Here is a 16433-nt window from a genome sequence, read left to right on the forward strand (position 1 = left end):
CGTTGCAGGCACAATGACGCAGGACGAGGTACGGGCGCGTGTGGCCGCCTTGTCGGCCTTTGCCGCGCCACGTCGGGAGTCGCCGTGGCGACGCGTCTTGCGTAGCTTTGTCGCTTCGCGTGCGGCGATGTTCGGTTTGCTGGTGGCGACCTTACTGATGCTGGCGGCGCTAGCGGCGCCCTGGATAACGCCACAAAATCCCTATGACCTGATGCAGCTCGATGTGCTCGATGCGCGCTTGTCGCCCGGTAGTCTGAACGGACTGGGCACTTTCCATTACTGGTTAGGGACCGATGGTCAGGGGCGCGATCTGGTCTCCGGCATTCTGTATGGCTTGCGCATCAGTATTGGTATTGGCGTCGGTTCGGCGGTGCTGGCCGGCGTGATCGGAACACTCATTGGCTTGTTGGCAGCGTATGCCGGTGGCAAGGTCGATACGCTCTTGATGCGTCTGGCTGATCTGGTGCTGTCGTTCCCCTCGATTCTGGTGTCGATGCTGATTCTGGCCTATCTGGGCAAGGGTATTGGTAACGTGATGCTGACGCTGGTGGTACTGGAATGGGCCTACTACGCTCGCACCGCGCGTGCGCAGGCGCTGGTGGAACGGCAAAAGGAATACGTCGAGGCAGCGCGCGGGCTGGGCGTATCGGGTTGGCACATCATGGTGCGCCATATCTTGCCGAATTGCCTGCCGCCGTTGCTGGTAATCGGTACCTTGCAGATCGCCCGTGCGGTGACGCTGGAGGCGACGCTGAGCTTTCTGGGTCTGGGTGTGCCGATTACCGAGCCATCGCTGGGACTGTTGATTGCCAATGGTTACCAGACCATGTTGTCCGGCGAATACTGGATCAGCTTTTATCCCGGTATGGCGCTGCTGGTCGTGATTGTGGCGATCAACCTGGTGGGCGACCGTTTGCGTGATGTGATGAATCCCCGATGGCAGAAATGAGACTCCCTGTGACAGCACCAACGCTGGAAGTGCGCCATTTGCGTACCCAATTTTTTACGCCGGACGGTATCTTGCCAGCGGTCGACGATGTGTCGCTGCGTCTGGAACGCGGGCAGATTCTGGGCCTGGTTGGCGAATCTGGCTCGGGCAAGAGTGTGACCGGATTTTCGATTCTTGGATTGCTCGATGCGCCGGGGCGGGTGGTCGGCGGTGAAGTGCTGTTTCAGGGCCGCAATCTGTTGACACTGCGCAAACGCGATTTGCGTCAATTGCAGGGCAACCGGATTGCGATGATTTTTCAGGATCCGATGATGACCTTGAACCCGGTGTTGCGGGTCGAGGCGCAGATGGTCGATGCTGTGCTGGCGCATCGCCAGTGCAGCCGTGAGGAAGCCAGAACGCTGGCGCGTGATACCTTGGGCATGATGGGTATCGCCAGCCCGGAGCAACGCCTGCAAGCGTACCCGCATCAGTTGTCGGGCGGCATGCGTCAGCGCGTGGCAATCGCTATTGCGATGCTGCATAAGCCTGATCTGATTATTGCTGATGAACCGACGACGGCACTCGATGTAACGATACAGGCGCAGATTCTGGCGCAGGTACAAACGCTGGCGCGTCAGCATGGAACGGCGCTGATCTGGATCAGCCATGATCTGTCCGTCGTGGCCGGGCTGGCGGACCAGATTGCGGTGATGTATTGCGGACGCATCGTCGAGCAGGGCAGTGTGGATGCGGTGCTGGATCGCCCCTTGCATCCTTACACGCGGGGCTTGATTGGTAGTTTGCCGAGTAACAATGTGCGCGGCCAGCGGCTGCGCCAGATCCGCGGCTTGACGCCGAATCTGTTGCACTTGCCGCCGACTTGCGCATTTGCTGCCCGCTGCGAGCGGGTCGGTGAAGCGTGCCTGCAACAGCCGGGCATCAGCGAGCCAGAGCCGGGGCATTTGCTACGTTGTTTTTATCCCGCAGTTGCAGGTCTGGCAGGTGTAGCAGAAGGAGCGAAGGCATGACCGCTGAGCAGCGCAAAAACGTCTTACCATTGGTGGAAGCTTGTTCGGTCAATAAACGCTTTGGTGAGCGCCAATCCGGCTGGCTCGCACGGCAACTGCAGGCGCGTGGCTGGCTCCAGCCCGGCGCCGTCACGCAGGCGCTGGAAGCGGTTGATCTGCGGGTGATGCCGGGTGAGGTGGTCGGGTTGGTGGGCGAATCCGGTTGCGGCAAGTCCACGCTGGGCCGGATCGTAACCGGCCTGTTGTCGCCATCGGCTGGGGAGGTGCTGGTCAACGGCATCGATCGCACGGCGCTCAATGCCGCCCAACAGCACGCGGCGCGGCGGCAGATCCAGATGATTTTCCAGAATCCGTATGCCAGCTTGAATCCGCGTTTGCGCGTTGATCAGATCGTCGGCGAGGCGGCGCTGATTCATGGGATGACCGATCGCGCCGGACTTGATGATTACGTCTGCGTGCAATTGCAGCGCTCTGGCCTTGATCCGGCCTTGCGCGACCGCTATCCCCATCAATTCAGTGGCGGCCAGCGTCAACGTATCGGGATTGCCCGGGCACTGGCGGTGCAACCACAGATGCTGGTCTGTGACGAGGCAGTGGCAGCACTGGATGTGTCGATTCAGGCGCAGATCCTGAACCTGTTTGCTGATCTGCGGGAGGAACTGGGATTGACTTACCTGTTCATCAGCCATGACCTTGGCGTCGTCGAGCATGTGTCAGATCGGGTTGTCATCATGTATCTGGGTCGGATTGTGGAGAGCGCGCCAGTGCAGCAGTTGTTTTCTCAGCCCAGCCATCCTTATACCCAGGCGCTATTGGCCGAGGTGCCACGGATGCAGGCGCGTAACAAGCAGTTTGCAGCGATTGAAGGGGAAATGCCGAGTCCGCTCAATCCGCCGTCTGGGTGCCATTTTCATCCGCGCTGTCCACACGCAATGGCGCGCTGCCGCAGCGAGGTACCGGCGCTGCGCGAAATCGCACCGGGGCAGCTCAGCGCCTGTCATTTGCACAATCACTGAATCACTGAATCAACCTTATTTCACGCTATTTAAACCTATCGGGAACCAGAAAGAGAACCATGCACAAAACCCTGCTCTCCAGTCTGCTCGCCATCGCCTTGATCGGCAGCGTCCAAGCCACCAGCGCGCAAGGTCAATCGCTCAATATCGCTTTTGCCGACCCGCTGTCGTCGCTCGACCCGCATCTCAACAACTACGCTGGCGACCGCTCGGTAGATCTGCATTTCTGGGACTTGCTGGTTGAGAATAACTACAACAAGCTGCAACCCGGTCTGGCGCTGAGCTGGAAAAATCTCGACAGCAAGACCTGGGAATTCAAGTTGCGGCCGAACGTCAAATGGCACGACGGCACACCGTTTACCGCCGAAGACGTGATCTTCTCGTACCAGCGTGCACGTAATGTGCCGGGCAGTCTGGCGACTTTTGCGGGTTATCTGCGCACCGTGGAGTCGGTCACCGCCAAGGATCCTTTGACGTTGGTCATCAAGACCACTATCCCGAATCCCGATCTGCCACTGAACCTGGCCTCGGTGCATATCGTCAGCAAGCATGTCGGCGAGAAGGCCAGCACCGATAACTACAACAGTGGTGCAGCGGTGGTCGGCACCGGTCCTTACAAGTGGGTCTCTTACACGCCGGGCGAGCGGGTCGTCATGCAACGTAACGATGCTTACTGGGGCACCAAGCCCCTGTGGGACAAGATCAATTACCGTTACATCAGCAATGCACCCGCACGTACTGCCGCCTTGCTGTCGGGCGATGTGGATGTGATCGACAAGGTCTCCGTTTCCGATCTGGCGCGCCTCAAACAGTCTGCTAACGTCAAGGTGTTTGCTTACAACGGCTTGCGTGTGCTGTTACTGCAACCGAGTTTCCGCGAGGGGCCGACGCCTTACATCACCGACAACAACGGCAAGCCGCTGGAAAAGAACCCCCTGCTTGATGGTCGTGTGCGTCGCGCCTTGTCGCTGGCAATCAACCGCAAGGCCTTGATCGACCGTATCCTGCAGGGGGCGGCCACCGAGGCAAATCAGTGGATGCCGAGCGGTACCTTTGGTTATAACCCGGAGCTCAAGGATATCCCCAATGATGTCAATCAGGCCAAGCAGCTGCTGGCGCAGGCCGGCTTCCCGCAGGGTTTCAAGCTGACCATTGATGTGCCCAATGACCGTTATCCGCAAGCACCGGAAACCATGCAGGCGGTCGCCCAGTTCTGGACCCGTATTGGCGTCAAGACGCAGGTCGAGGTGTTGCCATGGGCTAGCTACTCGGCGCGCGCCAACAAGAATGAATTTGCCATGAGTGTGATTGCCTGGGGCAATGGCACCGGCGAGGCCAGCTATGCGATGGTCAATGTATTGGCAACCGTCGATACCAAGAAGGGGCTGGGCGCATCAAACTGGAATCACTACAGCAATCCGGCAATTGACAAGGCGCTGACCGACTCGACCGAGGAATTCGATCCAGCCAAGCGTGAGGCAATTTTGCGCGGTGCCGCTAAAGTGGTTGCGGACGATGTTGGCGTGATTCCGCTGTTCCACTATCAAAACATCTGGGCCGCCCGTAAGGGGCTGAAGGTGACGCCAGCCAGCAGCGATCGCACTACCGCGATGATGGTCACGCCGGACCAGAAATAAACCAGACTTAGCCGCGCAATGAGCAAACTCACTCTCTCTGTCAGTCCGGCCAATGATCTGGTAGATGTGCCTCGGCGCATCCTCGTCAGCGGTGCAGCAGCTGGAGAACTGGTGCTGGTCACCAGCCAGACCATGCGCGCTGACGTCGTCTGGCGCAGCCATGCCTATTTCATCGCCGATGTGACCGGTCATATTGATCTGAGCCGGGTACCACCGGTGTCCGGAGACTATAGCGGCGTGGCACCAATGGGCCTGTTGTGGTCGCAACGTCCAGTGTTGCCAGCGGATGTGCCCCAACGCGGCCAGCAGCCGGTGTTCCATGCCACGCCTGAGCAGCCGCTGATGACGACCTTGCAGGCGCAGGCGCTGGCAGATGACGAGGCGGGCAGGGTCAGTGCCACGCTGGTGCAGCGCTTGACGAATCCCGATGTTACGCGTCATGAGGTGCGCGAAGACGGTTTGGTAGGGACCTTGTTCCTGCCACCGGGTCCGGGCCCGCATCCGGCAGTAATGGTGCTCAACGGCTCCGGCGGTGGTATCAACGCGCCACGTGCCGCCTTGCTGGCGGCCCGTGGTTATGCGGCGTTTGCGCTCGGATATTTCAAGGTGCCGGGCTTGCCGGATTACATCTCCAATACGCCGTTGGAACTGTTCGCCCGTGGCATCGACTGGTTACGCCGCACCGTCCGGCCATTGGGTGATTTTGTGGCGTTGAGCGGGCAATCGCGCGGCGGCGAACTGGTGCTGCTACTGGCGGCAACGTATCCTGAAAAAGTCTCTGCCGTGCTGGCCTATGTGCCCAGCGCACTGGTGCATAGTGGGCAGAGCGCGTCTGATCCGGCAGTCGGCAGAGACGGTCCTGCCTGGCTACTCAACGGTCAGCCGATACGTCATCAATGGCAGGACAATCGCTATGCCAGCTGGCAGCCGTATGACGAAGGTTTGCCGCCACAACGACATGCACTGGCGATGCTGACGGCCTTACGTGATATGGACGCGGTGGCACGGGCGCGGATTCCGGTGGAGCGCATCCAGGCCCCGGTGCTGCTGTTATCGGCCGGTGACGACGGCGCTTGGCCGTCCAGTATCTATTGCCGCATGATCAGTGACGCGCTGCGCAGGGCCAATCATCCCTATCCGGTGCAATGGCACGACTATCAGCATGCAGGCCATAGTGTGCTGTTCCCTTGTGTACCAACTACCCAGAGCACCTATGTGCATCCGGTGTCAGGGCGCTTGAGCACACTTGGCGGTGAGCCTCACGCCAATTCCGATGCCAATCGTCACTCCTGGCAACAGGCCCAGGAATTTTTACGCGAGGCCGTTAAGGCCCATCTGTCCAGAAAGGAAGCACCATGAACGGAGCGCAATCCGCGCCACAAGCACCCACCCAGCCGACACCAGCCGTTGATCTGGTTGATCAGCTGTCTGGCTTGGCTGGCGGCAACAGCCTGCACCAGTTACGTCACCTGCGCGAGAAGGTCGCCGTGGCAACACAGGGTAGCTATGACAGCCTGTTTGACCCGGCACTGCCTGATATCGGACTCGATGAGCGCCTGCTGGTAGCACTCTATGCCTGTCGTCTGGCCGGTGCGCACAGCGTGGCCGCGCACTATCGTCAGCGCTTGCAGGCACTGGCGGTGGAGGCGTCACAACTGAGCGTGGTAGAGCATGGCACACCGGAGCAATTGCCTGCCGGACGTCTGCGCGCCATGCTGCTGTTTACCCGTGCGCTCACCGAGCGTCCGGTGGAGGGTGACAAGGCTGCCTTGCACAGCCTGCCAGCGGCGGGAATCAGCACGCCAGCGGTGGTGGCGTTGTCGCAATTGATTGCGTTTATTTCGTACCAGATTCGTGTGGTTGCCGGTCTGCGGGCAATGCAACTGGCCGGTCACTGAAAGCGAGTCCACATCATGAGCGAAATTCTCACTGCAAACGGTTTTACCAATGCCACGCTGGAATGGGATGCGTGGCTCGATACGATCAATCTGGAACAGGCCAGTGCCGACCAGATCAAGGTACTCGAAGAGAGTCATCCCAAGGCAAAAACCTCTGACTACTATCTGTTTCTGGCGCATCAGCCAGAAATTCTGCGTCAGCGTTCGGCGGCCTTCAATGCCATCATGTATGCGCCGGGTGGCATGAGCCGTGCGGAGCGGGAGCTAGGTTCGCTGGTGGTATCGCGGATCAATGGCTGCGTGTACTGCGCGTCTGTGCATGCGCAGCGCTTCGAGCAACTGGCGAAACGCAACGATGTGGTACAGCAAGTTTTCGATGAGCCGCACGGCGCTGGTACCGATGCGCGCGAACAGGCGATTGTGCAGTTTTCCATTGCGTTGACTGAATCGCCAGAATCAGTCGATGCCGCCAGTATTGAGGCACTGAAGGCGGTCGGTCTGTCGGGGCAGGAAATCCTGGATTTGATCCATTCAGTGGCCATCTTTGCCTGGGCTAACCGGCTGATGCTCAACCTCGGCGAGCCTGTGTTCCCTGCAGCGTAAACCCGGACAAGCTCAGAAAACTTCAATCAGGAGACCGATATGCATTTTCCCGCGCACTTGCGCTATACCACCACACATGAGTGGATTCGGCAGGAAGACGATGGCACGCTTACCGTCGGCATTACGGACTTCGGGCAGGATCAGCTCGGGCCGTTGGTGTACGTACAGCTACCGACACTGGGCAGTGTGCTCAAGAGCGGCGCTGAGGCTGGTGTGGTTGAATCCAACAAAACTGCTGCTGACGTTCATGCGCCGGTGGCAGGTACCGTTATTGCGATCAATGAGGTACTAGGAGAGGCGCCGGAAGCAGTCAATGAGAATGCTTACGAACAATGGATATTCAGACTGCGGCCAACGGATGATTTTGATCCCAAGCAATTGCTAGACGCAAAAGGATACGCTGCTTTGATTGGTTGAGCTAGGTGTCATTGTTAAATAGTGAGAAAGACGCACCTAAATATAGAAATTATTCTAATTACATCTACCATTTTTCCGAAAGTTAAACTTGGCGTCTGTACAATCGCAGCGTGATGCTATTAATCTGTGCGCGTTCCTGGGACACAGGGACGCGGTTCTGCGGAACCGCTAGTGTATTTGTGTAAAAGCCGCTTCCGGGCGGCTTTTTTTTCGTTCCCTAGAGAGGTTTCCATGACTATTTCCACTTTCCCTGAACGTCGCGTTTTGCCTGAAGCTGTGCATCAGGATTTTCGTTGGATCGAAGGTGACGCCCAAGCTGCAGCGCATGCTCAGTTGCTAGAGCGTACGCTGGATATTTCGGCCGGTATCAATACCTGTCTTGAACTGGTCTATTCGAGCAACATGGAGCGCCTCGGTAACCACGATGTGACACCTGCCGAGCGGATCTTGCCGGTGCTTGGTGTCGGCGATACTGACCGCCTGATGCGCCTGAGTATTGCGGCCTCGGCACTGTTGCGAGAAGAGGTCAGGCGTGCAGTTGAATGCCTCAATGATACGGATCTGGAGTAGGGCGTAACTCCCAGGCCATTACCTGGCCAGTTGCCGCTGATGATGACTGGAGTCAATAGCGTTGACTAAGTCGCTGTTGATCCGAAGTCATCGGCGGTGGTCTTGAATAAGTTCGGGCAGGTATGTCTATGCAATGTACGTTTTATGAAAGTTGGGGGGTGGTATTTCGAATAATTATTGATTTTTAATCGTCATTACTCAATACCTATGCAGACTTCCTTTGGTCCACCACCCCCCTATCTGATGCACACTTCTTTTGATCCTCCTCCACCTTATTCTGCATCGTGTCGCATTGATTCCCGTCAGTCTCCCGAGGCGGTAGAGAATTTTTTTGCCCCCCGGGGACCATTGGAGGCGATGTTCGTTGAGAATGTCGTTACGGTAATTTCTACAGCCCAGAAATTGCAACCTCTGAAGCGTGCGCGCGCAGCACGACCATCAGAGGATAAAGCGTTGCAGGCGCAGTCCTTAAAAATGGCGCTTGATCGACAATTCGTGAACCTGTTTGGCGCATCGCTGAGAGAGGCCGCCCGCAATTCAGAGTCGTTCCGAGATTCACTGAACAGAGATGAAATGAAGGTTCCTAGCGCGCCAATGAAAGAATACCTAGTGTACAAGGATCTACTGGGGGATTTGATTGAGCCAGGTACTTGCAAGTTGTCGATAGTGAAATTTCAAAAATGGCGCAATCCCGATAAAACGGAGCAAGCGCAGTTTTCAATGCCTGTCAGCCACCAGGAGACGGAGCTTTGAGCAAGAGAGGTGATTAATACATACGATCAAGAATGAATCGTAAAAATTGAAAGACAGACAATGGCTTTTCTGGATTGTCTGTCTATACTGGCCTGATCCGCTGAATCAGCCTATGTCTGTATTTCGTGGTGCGATGCACAAAGTACCGGTGATATTCTTGTTAGCAAACCTTGACTGGAGGTGATGATGAACAGAACACTTGCGCTACTGGATTGCCTGGCCCAACTCAAGGAGGCCCAGAGTTGTGCTGATGCCTTGCTGTCAGACATTGTTGCCGGTGCCGTGCGCGCCAATAAAGGTCGCGGTGCCGCCTTTGATCGTGCTACCTTGCGCGCTTTTCGTAACGCTTTGCAAACTGCCAGTACCCACTCCGATGAGGTGGAGTCGATTCTGGCGGAGTTTGAAAGCCTGCAGACTGTCATGCCGCTGGGGCAACGACAATTGCCACAAATTACTGGCCACCTGTAAAGATCTTTGCACCATCTGAGCTATTTGACCTGACTAACTTCTGTGAACGTTCAGCCTGTATCAAGATGCAAGGGCATGAACATATTCCTGCAACGGGGCGATCAATTGATCGCCCCGTTTGCTATCGTCCCCGGAGCTGCACCAGCAGCGCTTTGACCGCAGGTGACTTTTCGTGTCGGCGCGAGACCAGTGCAATCGTGCTTGGTAGTGGCTTCCCGGCAAGACGGCGGTATTGCACACCGGGCATATCAATTCGTTCCATCACCGATGCAGGCACCACCGCCACACCATGCCCCAGCGAGACTAGCGTGATGACTGCAACCAGCCCGCCCGGGCTAGCATGCACACGGGGTACAAAGCGACCGCGACGACCGACTTCCATGGTTCCTGCAGCCTGTTCCGGCAGGATGAAGTTGCATGCAGCCAATGCTGCTGCCGGTACGCCGTCGCCTTCCTCATGATCATTGCACAATGGTGAATCGGCAGGCAGCGCGAGGATGAATTCGTCGTTGAGCATGGTGTGCAGAACAACATCTTCTGGCGTGATAACCGGAGCACGTACAAACGCCAGATCCAGCACACCGTTGCTGACCTGCAGCGGTAATTGGTCCATCACACCCTCGGTTAGCGCGAGTGCTACGTACGGGTGACTTTGCCGGAAGCGGGCAACTTCGGTCTGCAACAAACCGGTGTAGGCGGCTGAGGCCACATAACCAATCGCAATGCGGCCGATTTCACCGCGTCCGGCGCGGCGTGCGATTTCCTCGGCGCGTGCTGCCTGCAGCAAGGTCTGGCGTGCCTCTTCCAGGAACACTTCGCCGATGGTCGACAGGCTGACCGAACGTTTGGTTCGGATAAACAAACGCACTCCTAATGTGCGCTCCAGTTCCTGGATCTGCTTGGTCAACGCTGGTGGAGAAATCTCCAGTTCGGCGGCGGCGCGGGCGAAGTGAAGGGTCTCGGCAAGCTCCACAAAATAGCGTAGATGACGTAGTTCCATTATTAACTCTAAGGAAATTAAATTGAATATTGACGATAACAGGAATAATACTGCGTCACTTTACAATCGGCGCATCTTGATTTTGTGTGGTTTGCCATGTCTGCCAAATACCTGTTGTTGTCGCTAACCGGGAGCTGCCATGCAGGTCGCTGAGCGTCGACTTTTACTGATCTGTTCGGGGGTGTGCGCCCTGATCGTTCTCGATACCAATATTGTTGCGGTGTCCTTGCCGGCGGTCGCGCGTGCCTTGCATGCCGACTTTGCCGATCTGGAGTGGATTGTCAGCGCCTATATGCTGGCTTTTGCCTCTTTGCTGTTGCCAGCTGGCAGTCTGGCTGACCGTTTTGGTCGGCGCCGGATGATGTTGGTCGGTCTTGGCTTGTTCAGTCTGGCGTCGCTGGCCTGTGGATTGTCAGTGTCGATTCTGATGCTGCAACTGGCGCGTGCGGTCAAAGGGGTTGGCGCGGCGATGTTGCTGACCTCAGCGCTGGCAGTGATTGGTCATGTGTTTCATACCGAAGCGGCACGTACCAAAGCCTGGGCGGTATGGGGGGCTTGCATGGGCGTGTCAATGACAGTGGCACCGCTACTAGGGGGATTGATTACCCAGTGGCTGGGCTGGCGATGGATTTTTTTGCTCAATCTGCCAGTCTGTCTGAGCTTGGCCTTGCTGGCGCTGCGCCATGTTGGCGAATCCGCTGATACTGATGCAGATGCTGCACGACTGGATCCGCTGGGCGCTATCCTGTTCAGCGGCGGGCTGGGTTGCCTGATCTGGGCCTTGATTCATGCCAGCGCCGACGGCTGGCAGGATACGGCGACTGTGTGGCGACTGGTCACCGGCGTGCTCATGCTGCTGCTGTTTGTGCCGGTGGAGCTGCGCCAGCAGCGGCCCATGATTGACTTGCGGCTGTTTCTTCAGGCGTCATTTACCGGTGCGGTGTTGGCGATGTTTGGCTATGCTGCGGCGGCGCAAGTCATGATGACCTTTTTGCCCCTGTACCTGCAGAATGCATTTGCCAGTTCGGCCGTGGGGGCCGGGCTGGCGATGTTGCCGTTTGCGCTCATGATGATGCTCTTCCCCAGGGTGGCGGCATTACTGTCACAACGCTGGCCTCTACATGTGGTGATGGCGATCGGCATGGCGCTGGTGGCGATGGGTAATCTGGTGGTAGCGCTGGCGGCAAACCTCAGCCTTTACTGGCTGGTCTTGGGCGGCATGATGATCACCGGTAGTGGTGCCGGTATGCTCAACGGGAATACCCAGAAAGCGATCATGCTCTGCGTACCGCGTGCGCGCACTGGCATGGCTTCCGGCATTAGTACCACGACGCGCTTTACTGCCATTGTGCTGGCAGTGGCCTGTCTGGGTTGCATTCTGAGTATGCGCACCAGTAGCTATATGCAGCAGGGATTCGCGGCGGCACAGTTGCCACTGCCTGCGGATGCCGGCAATGTGGTCAGTCGCGTGGTGGCTGGCGACAGCGCGGCGGCGTTGATGGCATTGGGTAATCATTTGCCGGCACTGCAGATCGTCCAGACTGGTTTTACTCATGCCTTCAGTGTGCTGATGTTGGTGGCAGCCGGACTGGCGGCTAGTTGTGGTGTGTTGTTGTTCTGGCTGATGGGGTGCATCCGAAGGCAATCTCAGTCGGTACGTGAGGTTACTGCGGAACGCATTTAACCGATTTTTGAAAAAAACGATCATGTCTTGGAAAAATAAAATCGTATCTCGAACTATTGGAATGTTGTGAAACCGAAGAAAGCGGCTCTTTGGAGGTCAGTCATTCGCACCAGCAACCCGGTGGCAGGCAAGCAAATTGGTGTGCAATTTTTCTCGAAACTTTTTTAAGCTCATCCGATGACGATAAATACAGTCAGTACCCGTTCTTATACTTTTCCCACTCAATTGCAGGCTATTGCACATTCACAGAACACGTCATCCTCATCATCCTCGACCATCCAGATAACATCAGTACATTCATGTGCCGCGGTACCGCATAAATCTCTGGAGGCAGAAGATGCAAATACGATCACCGTTAACCCACACAATTTTAATAATGTGTCGAAAGGTGAATTCAAAGATGGGTCGGAAGAATTGCTGTCCAAAAGACGAGTGCTCTTTGATTCCAACTTAAGCGCGCAGAGAAATTGCGTGAAGGAAAGGTATGTCGCAAAACTGATCGCTGACTGGCAATTGGCTAAAATATATCTCCTCACGCTTGGCACCGGTATTGCAAAAGTCCTTCAACTATCTTGCAGCCAGGATGAGTTGAAACAAAAGCAGGAGGAGATGTTCAAATTCTATTCCAAGCGGTCTGCCGGTGCGGTCAAAGTGACAGACAATCTGTTCTTGAAAGAAACTGGTTTGCTGAGGTCCGTTCCTGCTGACGTCACGCTGAGAGAGTTGGGAGCTTCGCTGGTACAAGCCGTGGCCATAGGCGATAACAAGCAGTTTCGGATGATGCTTGAGAGGATCGAGAATAACCCGGAGCTAGTGGATGCGGTAAGAGGCTATGTCGATATTGACTTCTATCGGTTACTCCGCACAGAATGCGGGCTCGATGACGAAAAACTGGTGAAGACAGAGGTCTACCGCAACGACCTGCTCGAGAAGCAAGGATACAATGTCAAGAAGCAAAAAGGCGATGTCGTGGAGTGGATCTCGACCGTCAGAGAAAAGCCAGAGGAACAATATCAGTCAAAAACCTACCGGACTGATACCCTTTCTATGAGTCCGCGCGAGCTTCGATACTACGACCCACAACCGCAGACCATCGAAATTGCCAATGGACATTCGATATTCCGCATAAAGCAAGGCACGTCATTTGCAAAGTCGGTACAAGAGGCATCAGAACCGACGTGTGCAGCCCACTCCGGAAGCATGTTTCACATTACTCTGGCGGCAAAGCTGATGGCGCCGTATTTGCGATCCCAACTGGGCTGGGACGATCGCAAGCCAATAGGTGGGGGAGGTTGGAAAAACGAAGCGAGCAGACTGCTGATGCTTACCATGATGGGCTATATCCACGGTGTGAACGACGCAGATCACCATCACTCCATGAAGGAAGTGATCCTGGGGGCACAGGAGGCAGAGAAGTTGATTGAGGCGTGCTACATAACATCAAAAGACAAGGACGCGGTACAGAAGGCCTTATTTGGCTACAAAGACTGCAACCTTGACGAGTTGATCAAAGAAGTGATTCAGGAAGCTGAGTACAGAGCAGACTTAACTTATTCGCCAGCAGTGGTAGCTCCTCGGGGCGCGACGCGACTAGGAGCCGATACTCCCGGCGGGACGCCATCATCGTAGCTGCTACCAGCGTAAAAACGGCCTGCTTGCAAATGCAATACAGGCCGTCTTTGTTGTTTGAAGCGATAGGCGGGTCAGGTCATCGGTTGTCCAATGCCCGGTTGACACTCAGGGCCGCCAGTGAAGATACGGTGCCCGATAACAGGTAGATGCTCACGTAGGCTAGATCAAAGTGCGCCGATAATCCCAGTGCAACCAGTGGCGCAAATCCCGCACCGACCCCAGTCGAGGAATTCAGCATTGCTCAGATTAGCAATCAGGTAGGCAAACAGCAGACCCGCAATGGCAAAGCCGACAGGTGCACCTAACTGACCAAGCATGGCGTACCAGCCACGCTTTTCATGTTAGCGCCGACGGCTGGCAGGATACGGCAACCGTGTGGCGACTCGCCGCCGGCTTGCTCATGCTGCTGTTATTTGGGCCGGTGGAGCTGCGCCAGCAACGGCCCATGATCGATTTGAGGCTGTTTCGACAGGCACCATTTACCGGAGCGGTGCCGGCAACGAGGTCAGTCGCGTGGTGGCTGGCGACAGCGCGGCGGCGTTGGTGGCGCTGGGTAATCATTTACTGGCACTGCAGATCGTCCAGACTGGTTTTGCCCAGGCTTTCAGTTTGCTGATGTTGGTAGCAGCCGGGCTGGCGGCCAGTTGTGGTGTGTTGTTGTTCTGGCTGATGGGGCGTGCCGGAAAGCAATCTCCAATGTCAATTGACGCTGCGGTGGAACACGCCTGAAAGATCTGGCCGGTGGGCGATCTTTATCATAAGGACATACGAATTCCTTCGTTTGTCGCTGTTTTTTCCTTGCCTATACTTTGTCCACATTTGGCAAGAAAGGAACAGCATGACCGTGGATCGCAGAACCATACTCAAGCAGTTGGCAGCAGCAGGTGTCGGGGTTGGTGTTGACATGCTTGGCAGGTCAGCGCTGGCAGCGACGCCGTCTGGCAACCAGCCTGGTGTGATCCGCATCGGCGTGGCGCAACCCGGGATCGGTAATCCACCGGTATTTTCCGGCAGCTCGGCTGCGGTGGCCAATGCCCGAGGCTGGGTCGAGGATGAGTTCCGGCCCGATGGCATCAAGATCGAATGGGTCTTTTTCAAGGGCGCAGGGCCTGCGGTCAATGAGGCGCTGACCAACAAGCAGCTCGATTTTGCCTTTCAGGGTGACTTGCCTGCAATCGTGGCCAAGGCGGCGGGGCTCAAAACCAAGCTGGTTCTGGCAACCGGTGTGCGCTCCAATATCTATCTGGCGGTACCACCTGATTCACCGATACAGTCAGTCAAGGATTTGCGTGGCAAGCGTGTCGCCATTTTCAAGGGTACCAATGCGCAGTTGCCGATCAATCGCGTGCTCGAGGCCAATGGTCTGCAAGAGCGTGATTTACGCTCGATCAATCTGGATCAGGCCACCACGCTGGCAGCACTGAGCACCAAGGATATCGACGCTGCCTTTGGCAATATCAATCTACTGCGTCTGCGCGACAAGAACGCCGCGCGGATCGTCTACAGCAGCAAGGGCGGTTCACCGATTTTTACCACCCAGTCGCATGTGCTGGTGACGGAAGAATTCGCCCAGCAATATCCTGAAATCACTGGACGGGTCGTGAAGACCTTCGTCAAGACCGCGAAGTGGGCTTCGGATGAAGTCAACCGCGATGAGGTGCTGCATCTCTGGGCCAAGGCCGGCACTCCTTATGAGCACTGGAAAGAAGATTATGCCGGTGAACCGTTGCGGGTGCGTATCAATCCCAATTTTGACCCTTTCCTCGTGGCACGTTACAAGGATTCTGTCGAGCAGGCTTATCGCCTCAAGCTCAGTCGCGGTAAGGTCGATGTCGATCAATGGATCGATCAGCGTTATCTGAAGGCGGCGCTCAAGGCGCTCAAGCTGGAGACTTACTGGCCGGTGTATCAAGCCAACGGCAATATTCTGGGGGCCTGATTCATGGCTGTTCAGCAGGCCGTCGTGGCATTGTCATCGGCACCCATTGTGAAGTCAAAGGACGCTCCGCGCCACTGGCTCAGACAGGCCGTGCAGCGCCGCGCGCGCTGGCTGGCGTTGCCATTTCCCTTGTTGCTGCTGCTGTTGTGGACATTGTCGGCACGCTTCGAATGGGTCGCGCCGCAAGTGTTGCCCTCGCCAGAATCGGTTTTTCTGACTTTTACCGATCTGGTTGCCTCTGGTGACATGTTCGATAACCTCAGGATCAGTCTGCTGCGGGTGCTGCTAGGCTTCGGCGTTGGCCTGGGCGGTGGTTTACTACTCGGTGTGGCGATGGGCTTGTCGCCGGTGTTCAAGGATTATGTCTATCCGCTGTTCAAGGCTTTCAGCCAGGTCCCGGTGTTGGGCTGGTTGCCGTTGCTGATGCTGCTGGTGGGTATTGACGAAGCACTCAAGATCATCCTGATCGCCAAGGCGGCAATGGTACCGATTGCACTCAATACCTACAAAGGCATCGAGAACGTGCCAGCACGCTACGTGGAGGTGGCACGTGTACTGAAATTTACACGCTGGCAGTTGCTGTGGCGGGTGATCTTTCCAGCCGCATTACCACCGATCTGGAATGGCGTGCGTTATGGCTTTACCCATGCATGGCTAGCGCTAGTGGTGGTCGAGTTGCTAGCGTCTTCGGAAGGGCTGGGTTACATGATCGTCTATGGTCGTCAGCTGTTCCAGCTCGATGTGGTGATGGCAGCCGTGGTGGTGGTTGGTGCGGTGGGTTATGCACTGGACCGCGTGCTGGCCTGGATTGAAGTGGTCCTGCTGGGCTGGCGCCGCAGCGGTTTTTGAGGAGCGGT

The 16433-nt window shown here is 56.5% G+C and carries 17 protein-coding genes and 1 pseudogene; 16 read left to right on the forward strand and 2 right to left on the reverse strand.

Translation table 11 applies throughout. The annotated features are described in order from the left end of the window. The first annotated feature begins 13 nt into the window (after positions 1 to 13). The 11 genes from FHW66_RS08085 (at position 14) to FHW66_RS08135 (ending at position 9321) form a co-directional block, all read left to right on the forward strand. A complete protein-coding gene (locus tag FHW66_RS08085; protein ID WP_183379373.1) occupies positions 14 to 949 on the forward strand; it encodes an ABC transporter permease in 936 nt (311 codons plus the stop codon). Then, complete coding sequence (locus FHW66_RS08090; RefSeq protein WP_370543430.1) at positions 946 to 1959, forward strand: ABC transporter ATP-binding protein; 1014 nt, start codon at positions 946 to 948, stop codon at positions 1957 to 1959. The genes FHW66_RS08085 and FHW66_RS08090 overlap by 4 nt, the downstream gene beginning before the upstream one ends. After that, complete coding sequence (locus tag FHW66_RS08095; protein ID WP_183379257.1) at positions 1956 to 2975, forward strand: ABC transporter ATP-binding protein; 1020 nt, start codon at positions 1956 to 1958, stop codon at positions 2973 to 2975. Before FHW66_RS08090 ends, FHW66_RS08095 begins: the two co-directional genes overlap by 4 nt. A gap of 59 nt (positions 2976 to 3034) precedes the next feature. Continuing rightward, positions 3035 to 4612 (forward strand): ABC transporter substrate-binding protein, encoded by a 1578-nt coding sequence (locus tag FHW66_RS08100; protein WP_183379258.1) that lies wholly within the window; start codon positions 3035 to 3037, stop codon positions 4610 to 4612. A gap of 18 nt (positions 4613 to 4630) precedes the next feature. After that, positions 4631 to 5971 carry an acyl-CoA thioesterase/bile acid-CoA:amino acid N-acyltransferase family protein gene (locus tag FHW66_RS08105; RefSeq protein WP_183379259.1) on the forward strand — a complete coding sequence of 447 codons (1341 nt, stop codon included), beginning with the start codon at positions 4631 to 4633 and terminating at the stop codon, positions 5969 to 5971. Next, complete coding sequence (locus tag FHW66_RS08110) at positions 5968 to 6510, forward strand: CMD domain protein (protein ID WP_183379260.1); 543 nt, start codon at positions 5968 to 5970, stop codon at positions 6508 to 6510. Before FHW66_RS08105 ends, FHW66_RS08110 begins: the two co-directional genes overlap by 4 nt. Before the next feature lie 15 nt (positions 6511 to 6525). Beyond that, positions 6526 to 7113: a peroxidase-related enzyme gene (locus FHW66_RS08115; protein WP_183379261.1), complete on the forward strand. Its 588-nt coding sequence runs from the start codon at positions 6526 to 6528 to the stop codon at positions 7111 to 7113. 39 nt (positions 7114 to 7152) lie between these two features. Beyond that, positions 7153 to 7530, forward strand: a complete 378-nt coding sequence (gcvH, locus tag FHW66_RS08120) for a glycine cleavage system protein GcvH (RefSeq protein ID WP_183379262.1) — start codon at positions 7153 to 7155, stop codon at positions 7528 to 7530. A gap of 231 nt (positions 7531 to 7761) precedes the next feature. Continuing rightward, positions 7762 to 8100 carry a hypothetical protein gene (locus tag FHW66_RS08125; RefSeq protein ID WP_183379263.1) on the forward strand — a complete coding sequence of 113 codons (339 nt, stop codon included), beginning with the start codon at positions 7762 to 7764 and terminating at the stop codon, positions 8098 to 8100. Between the two features lie 207 nt (positions 8101 to 8307). Continuing rightward, on the forward strand, positions 8308 to 8853 hold the full coding sequence (locus tag FHW66_RS08130) for a hypothetical protein (RefSeq protein WP_183379264.1): 546 nt from the start codon (positions 8308 to 8310) through the stop codon (positions 8851 to 8853). A 186-nt stretch (positions 8854 to 9039) separates the two neighbouring features. After that, the gene (locus FHW66_RS08135) at positions 9040 to 9321 is read left to right on the forward strand and encodes a hypothetical protein (RefSeq protein ID WP_183379265.1); all 282 of its coding nucleotides are present in this window, start codon (positions 9040 to 9042) and stop codon (positions 9319 to 9321) included. A 121-nt stretch (positions 9322 to 9442) separates the two neighbouring features. On the opposite strand, the gene FHW66_RS08140 is transcribed toward FHW66_RS08135, so the two are convergent. Beyond that, positions 9443 to 10321 (reverse strand): LysR family transcriptional regulator, encoded by an 879-nt coding sequence (locus FHW66_RS08140; RefSeq protein ID WP_183379266.1) that lies wholly within the window; start codon positions 10319 to 10321, stop codon positions 9443 to 9445. A 139-nt stretch (positions 10322 to 10460) separates the two neighbouring features. Here FHW66_RS08140 and FHW66_RS08145 point away from each other — a divergent pair, with 139 nt between their 5' ends. Further along, on the forward strand, positions 10461 to 12005 hold the full coding sequence (locus FHW66_RS08145; RefSeq protein ID WP_183379267.1) for an MFS transporter: 1545 nt from the start codon (positions 10461 to 10463) through the stop codon (positions 12003 to 12005). A gap of 177 nt (positions 12006 to 12182) precedes the next feature. Beyond that, entirely contained in the window at positions 12183 to 13634 is a 1452-nt protein-coding gene (locus FHW66_RS08150; RefSeq protein ID WP_183379268.1) for a hypothetical protein, read from the forward strand. A 79-nt stretch (positions 13635 to 13713) separates the two neighbouring features. Here FHW66_RS08150 and FHW66_RS08155 read toward each other — a convergent pair. Further along, positions 13714 to 13854: pseudogene (locus tag FHW66_RS08155) on the reverse strand (MFS transporter); the annotation flags it as partial. Positions 13855 to 14012: 158 nt separating this feature from the next. Here FHW66_RS08155 and FHW66_RS08160 point away from each other — a divergent pair. From FHW66_RS08160 to FHW66_RS08170, 3 genes are all read left to right on the forward strand, one after another. Further along, positions 14013 to 14366 (forward strand): hypothetical protein, encoded by a 354-nt coding sequence (locus tag FHW66_RS08160; protein WP_183379269.1) that lies wholly within the window; start codon positions 14013 to 14015, stop codon positions 14364 to 14366. 109 nt (positions 14367 to 14475) lie between these two features. Further along, on the forward strand, positions 14476 to 15576 hold the full coding sequence (locus FHW66_RS08165; RefSeq protein WP_183379270.1) for an ABC transporter substrate-binding protein: 1101 nt from the start codon (positions 14476 to 14478) through the stop codon (positions 15574 to 15576). A 3-nt stretch (positions 15577 to 15579) separates the two neighbouring features. Next, positions 15580 to 16425 carry an ABC transporter permease gene (locus tag FHW66_RS08170; RefSeq protein WP_183379271.1) on the forward strand — a complete coding sequence of 282 codons (846 nt, stop codon included), beginning with the start codon at positions 15580 to 15582 and terminating at the stop codon, positions 16423 to 16425. Positions 16426 to 16433 lie beyond the last annotated feature (8 nt).

Source organism: Herbaspirillum sp. Sphag64 (assembly GCF_014192645.1).
In the GTDB taxonomy this organism is placed as follows: Bacteria; Pseudomonadota; Gammaproteobacteria; order Burkholderiales; family Burkholderiaceae_D; genus Herbaspirillum.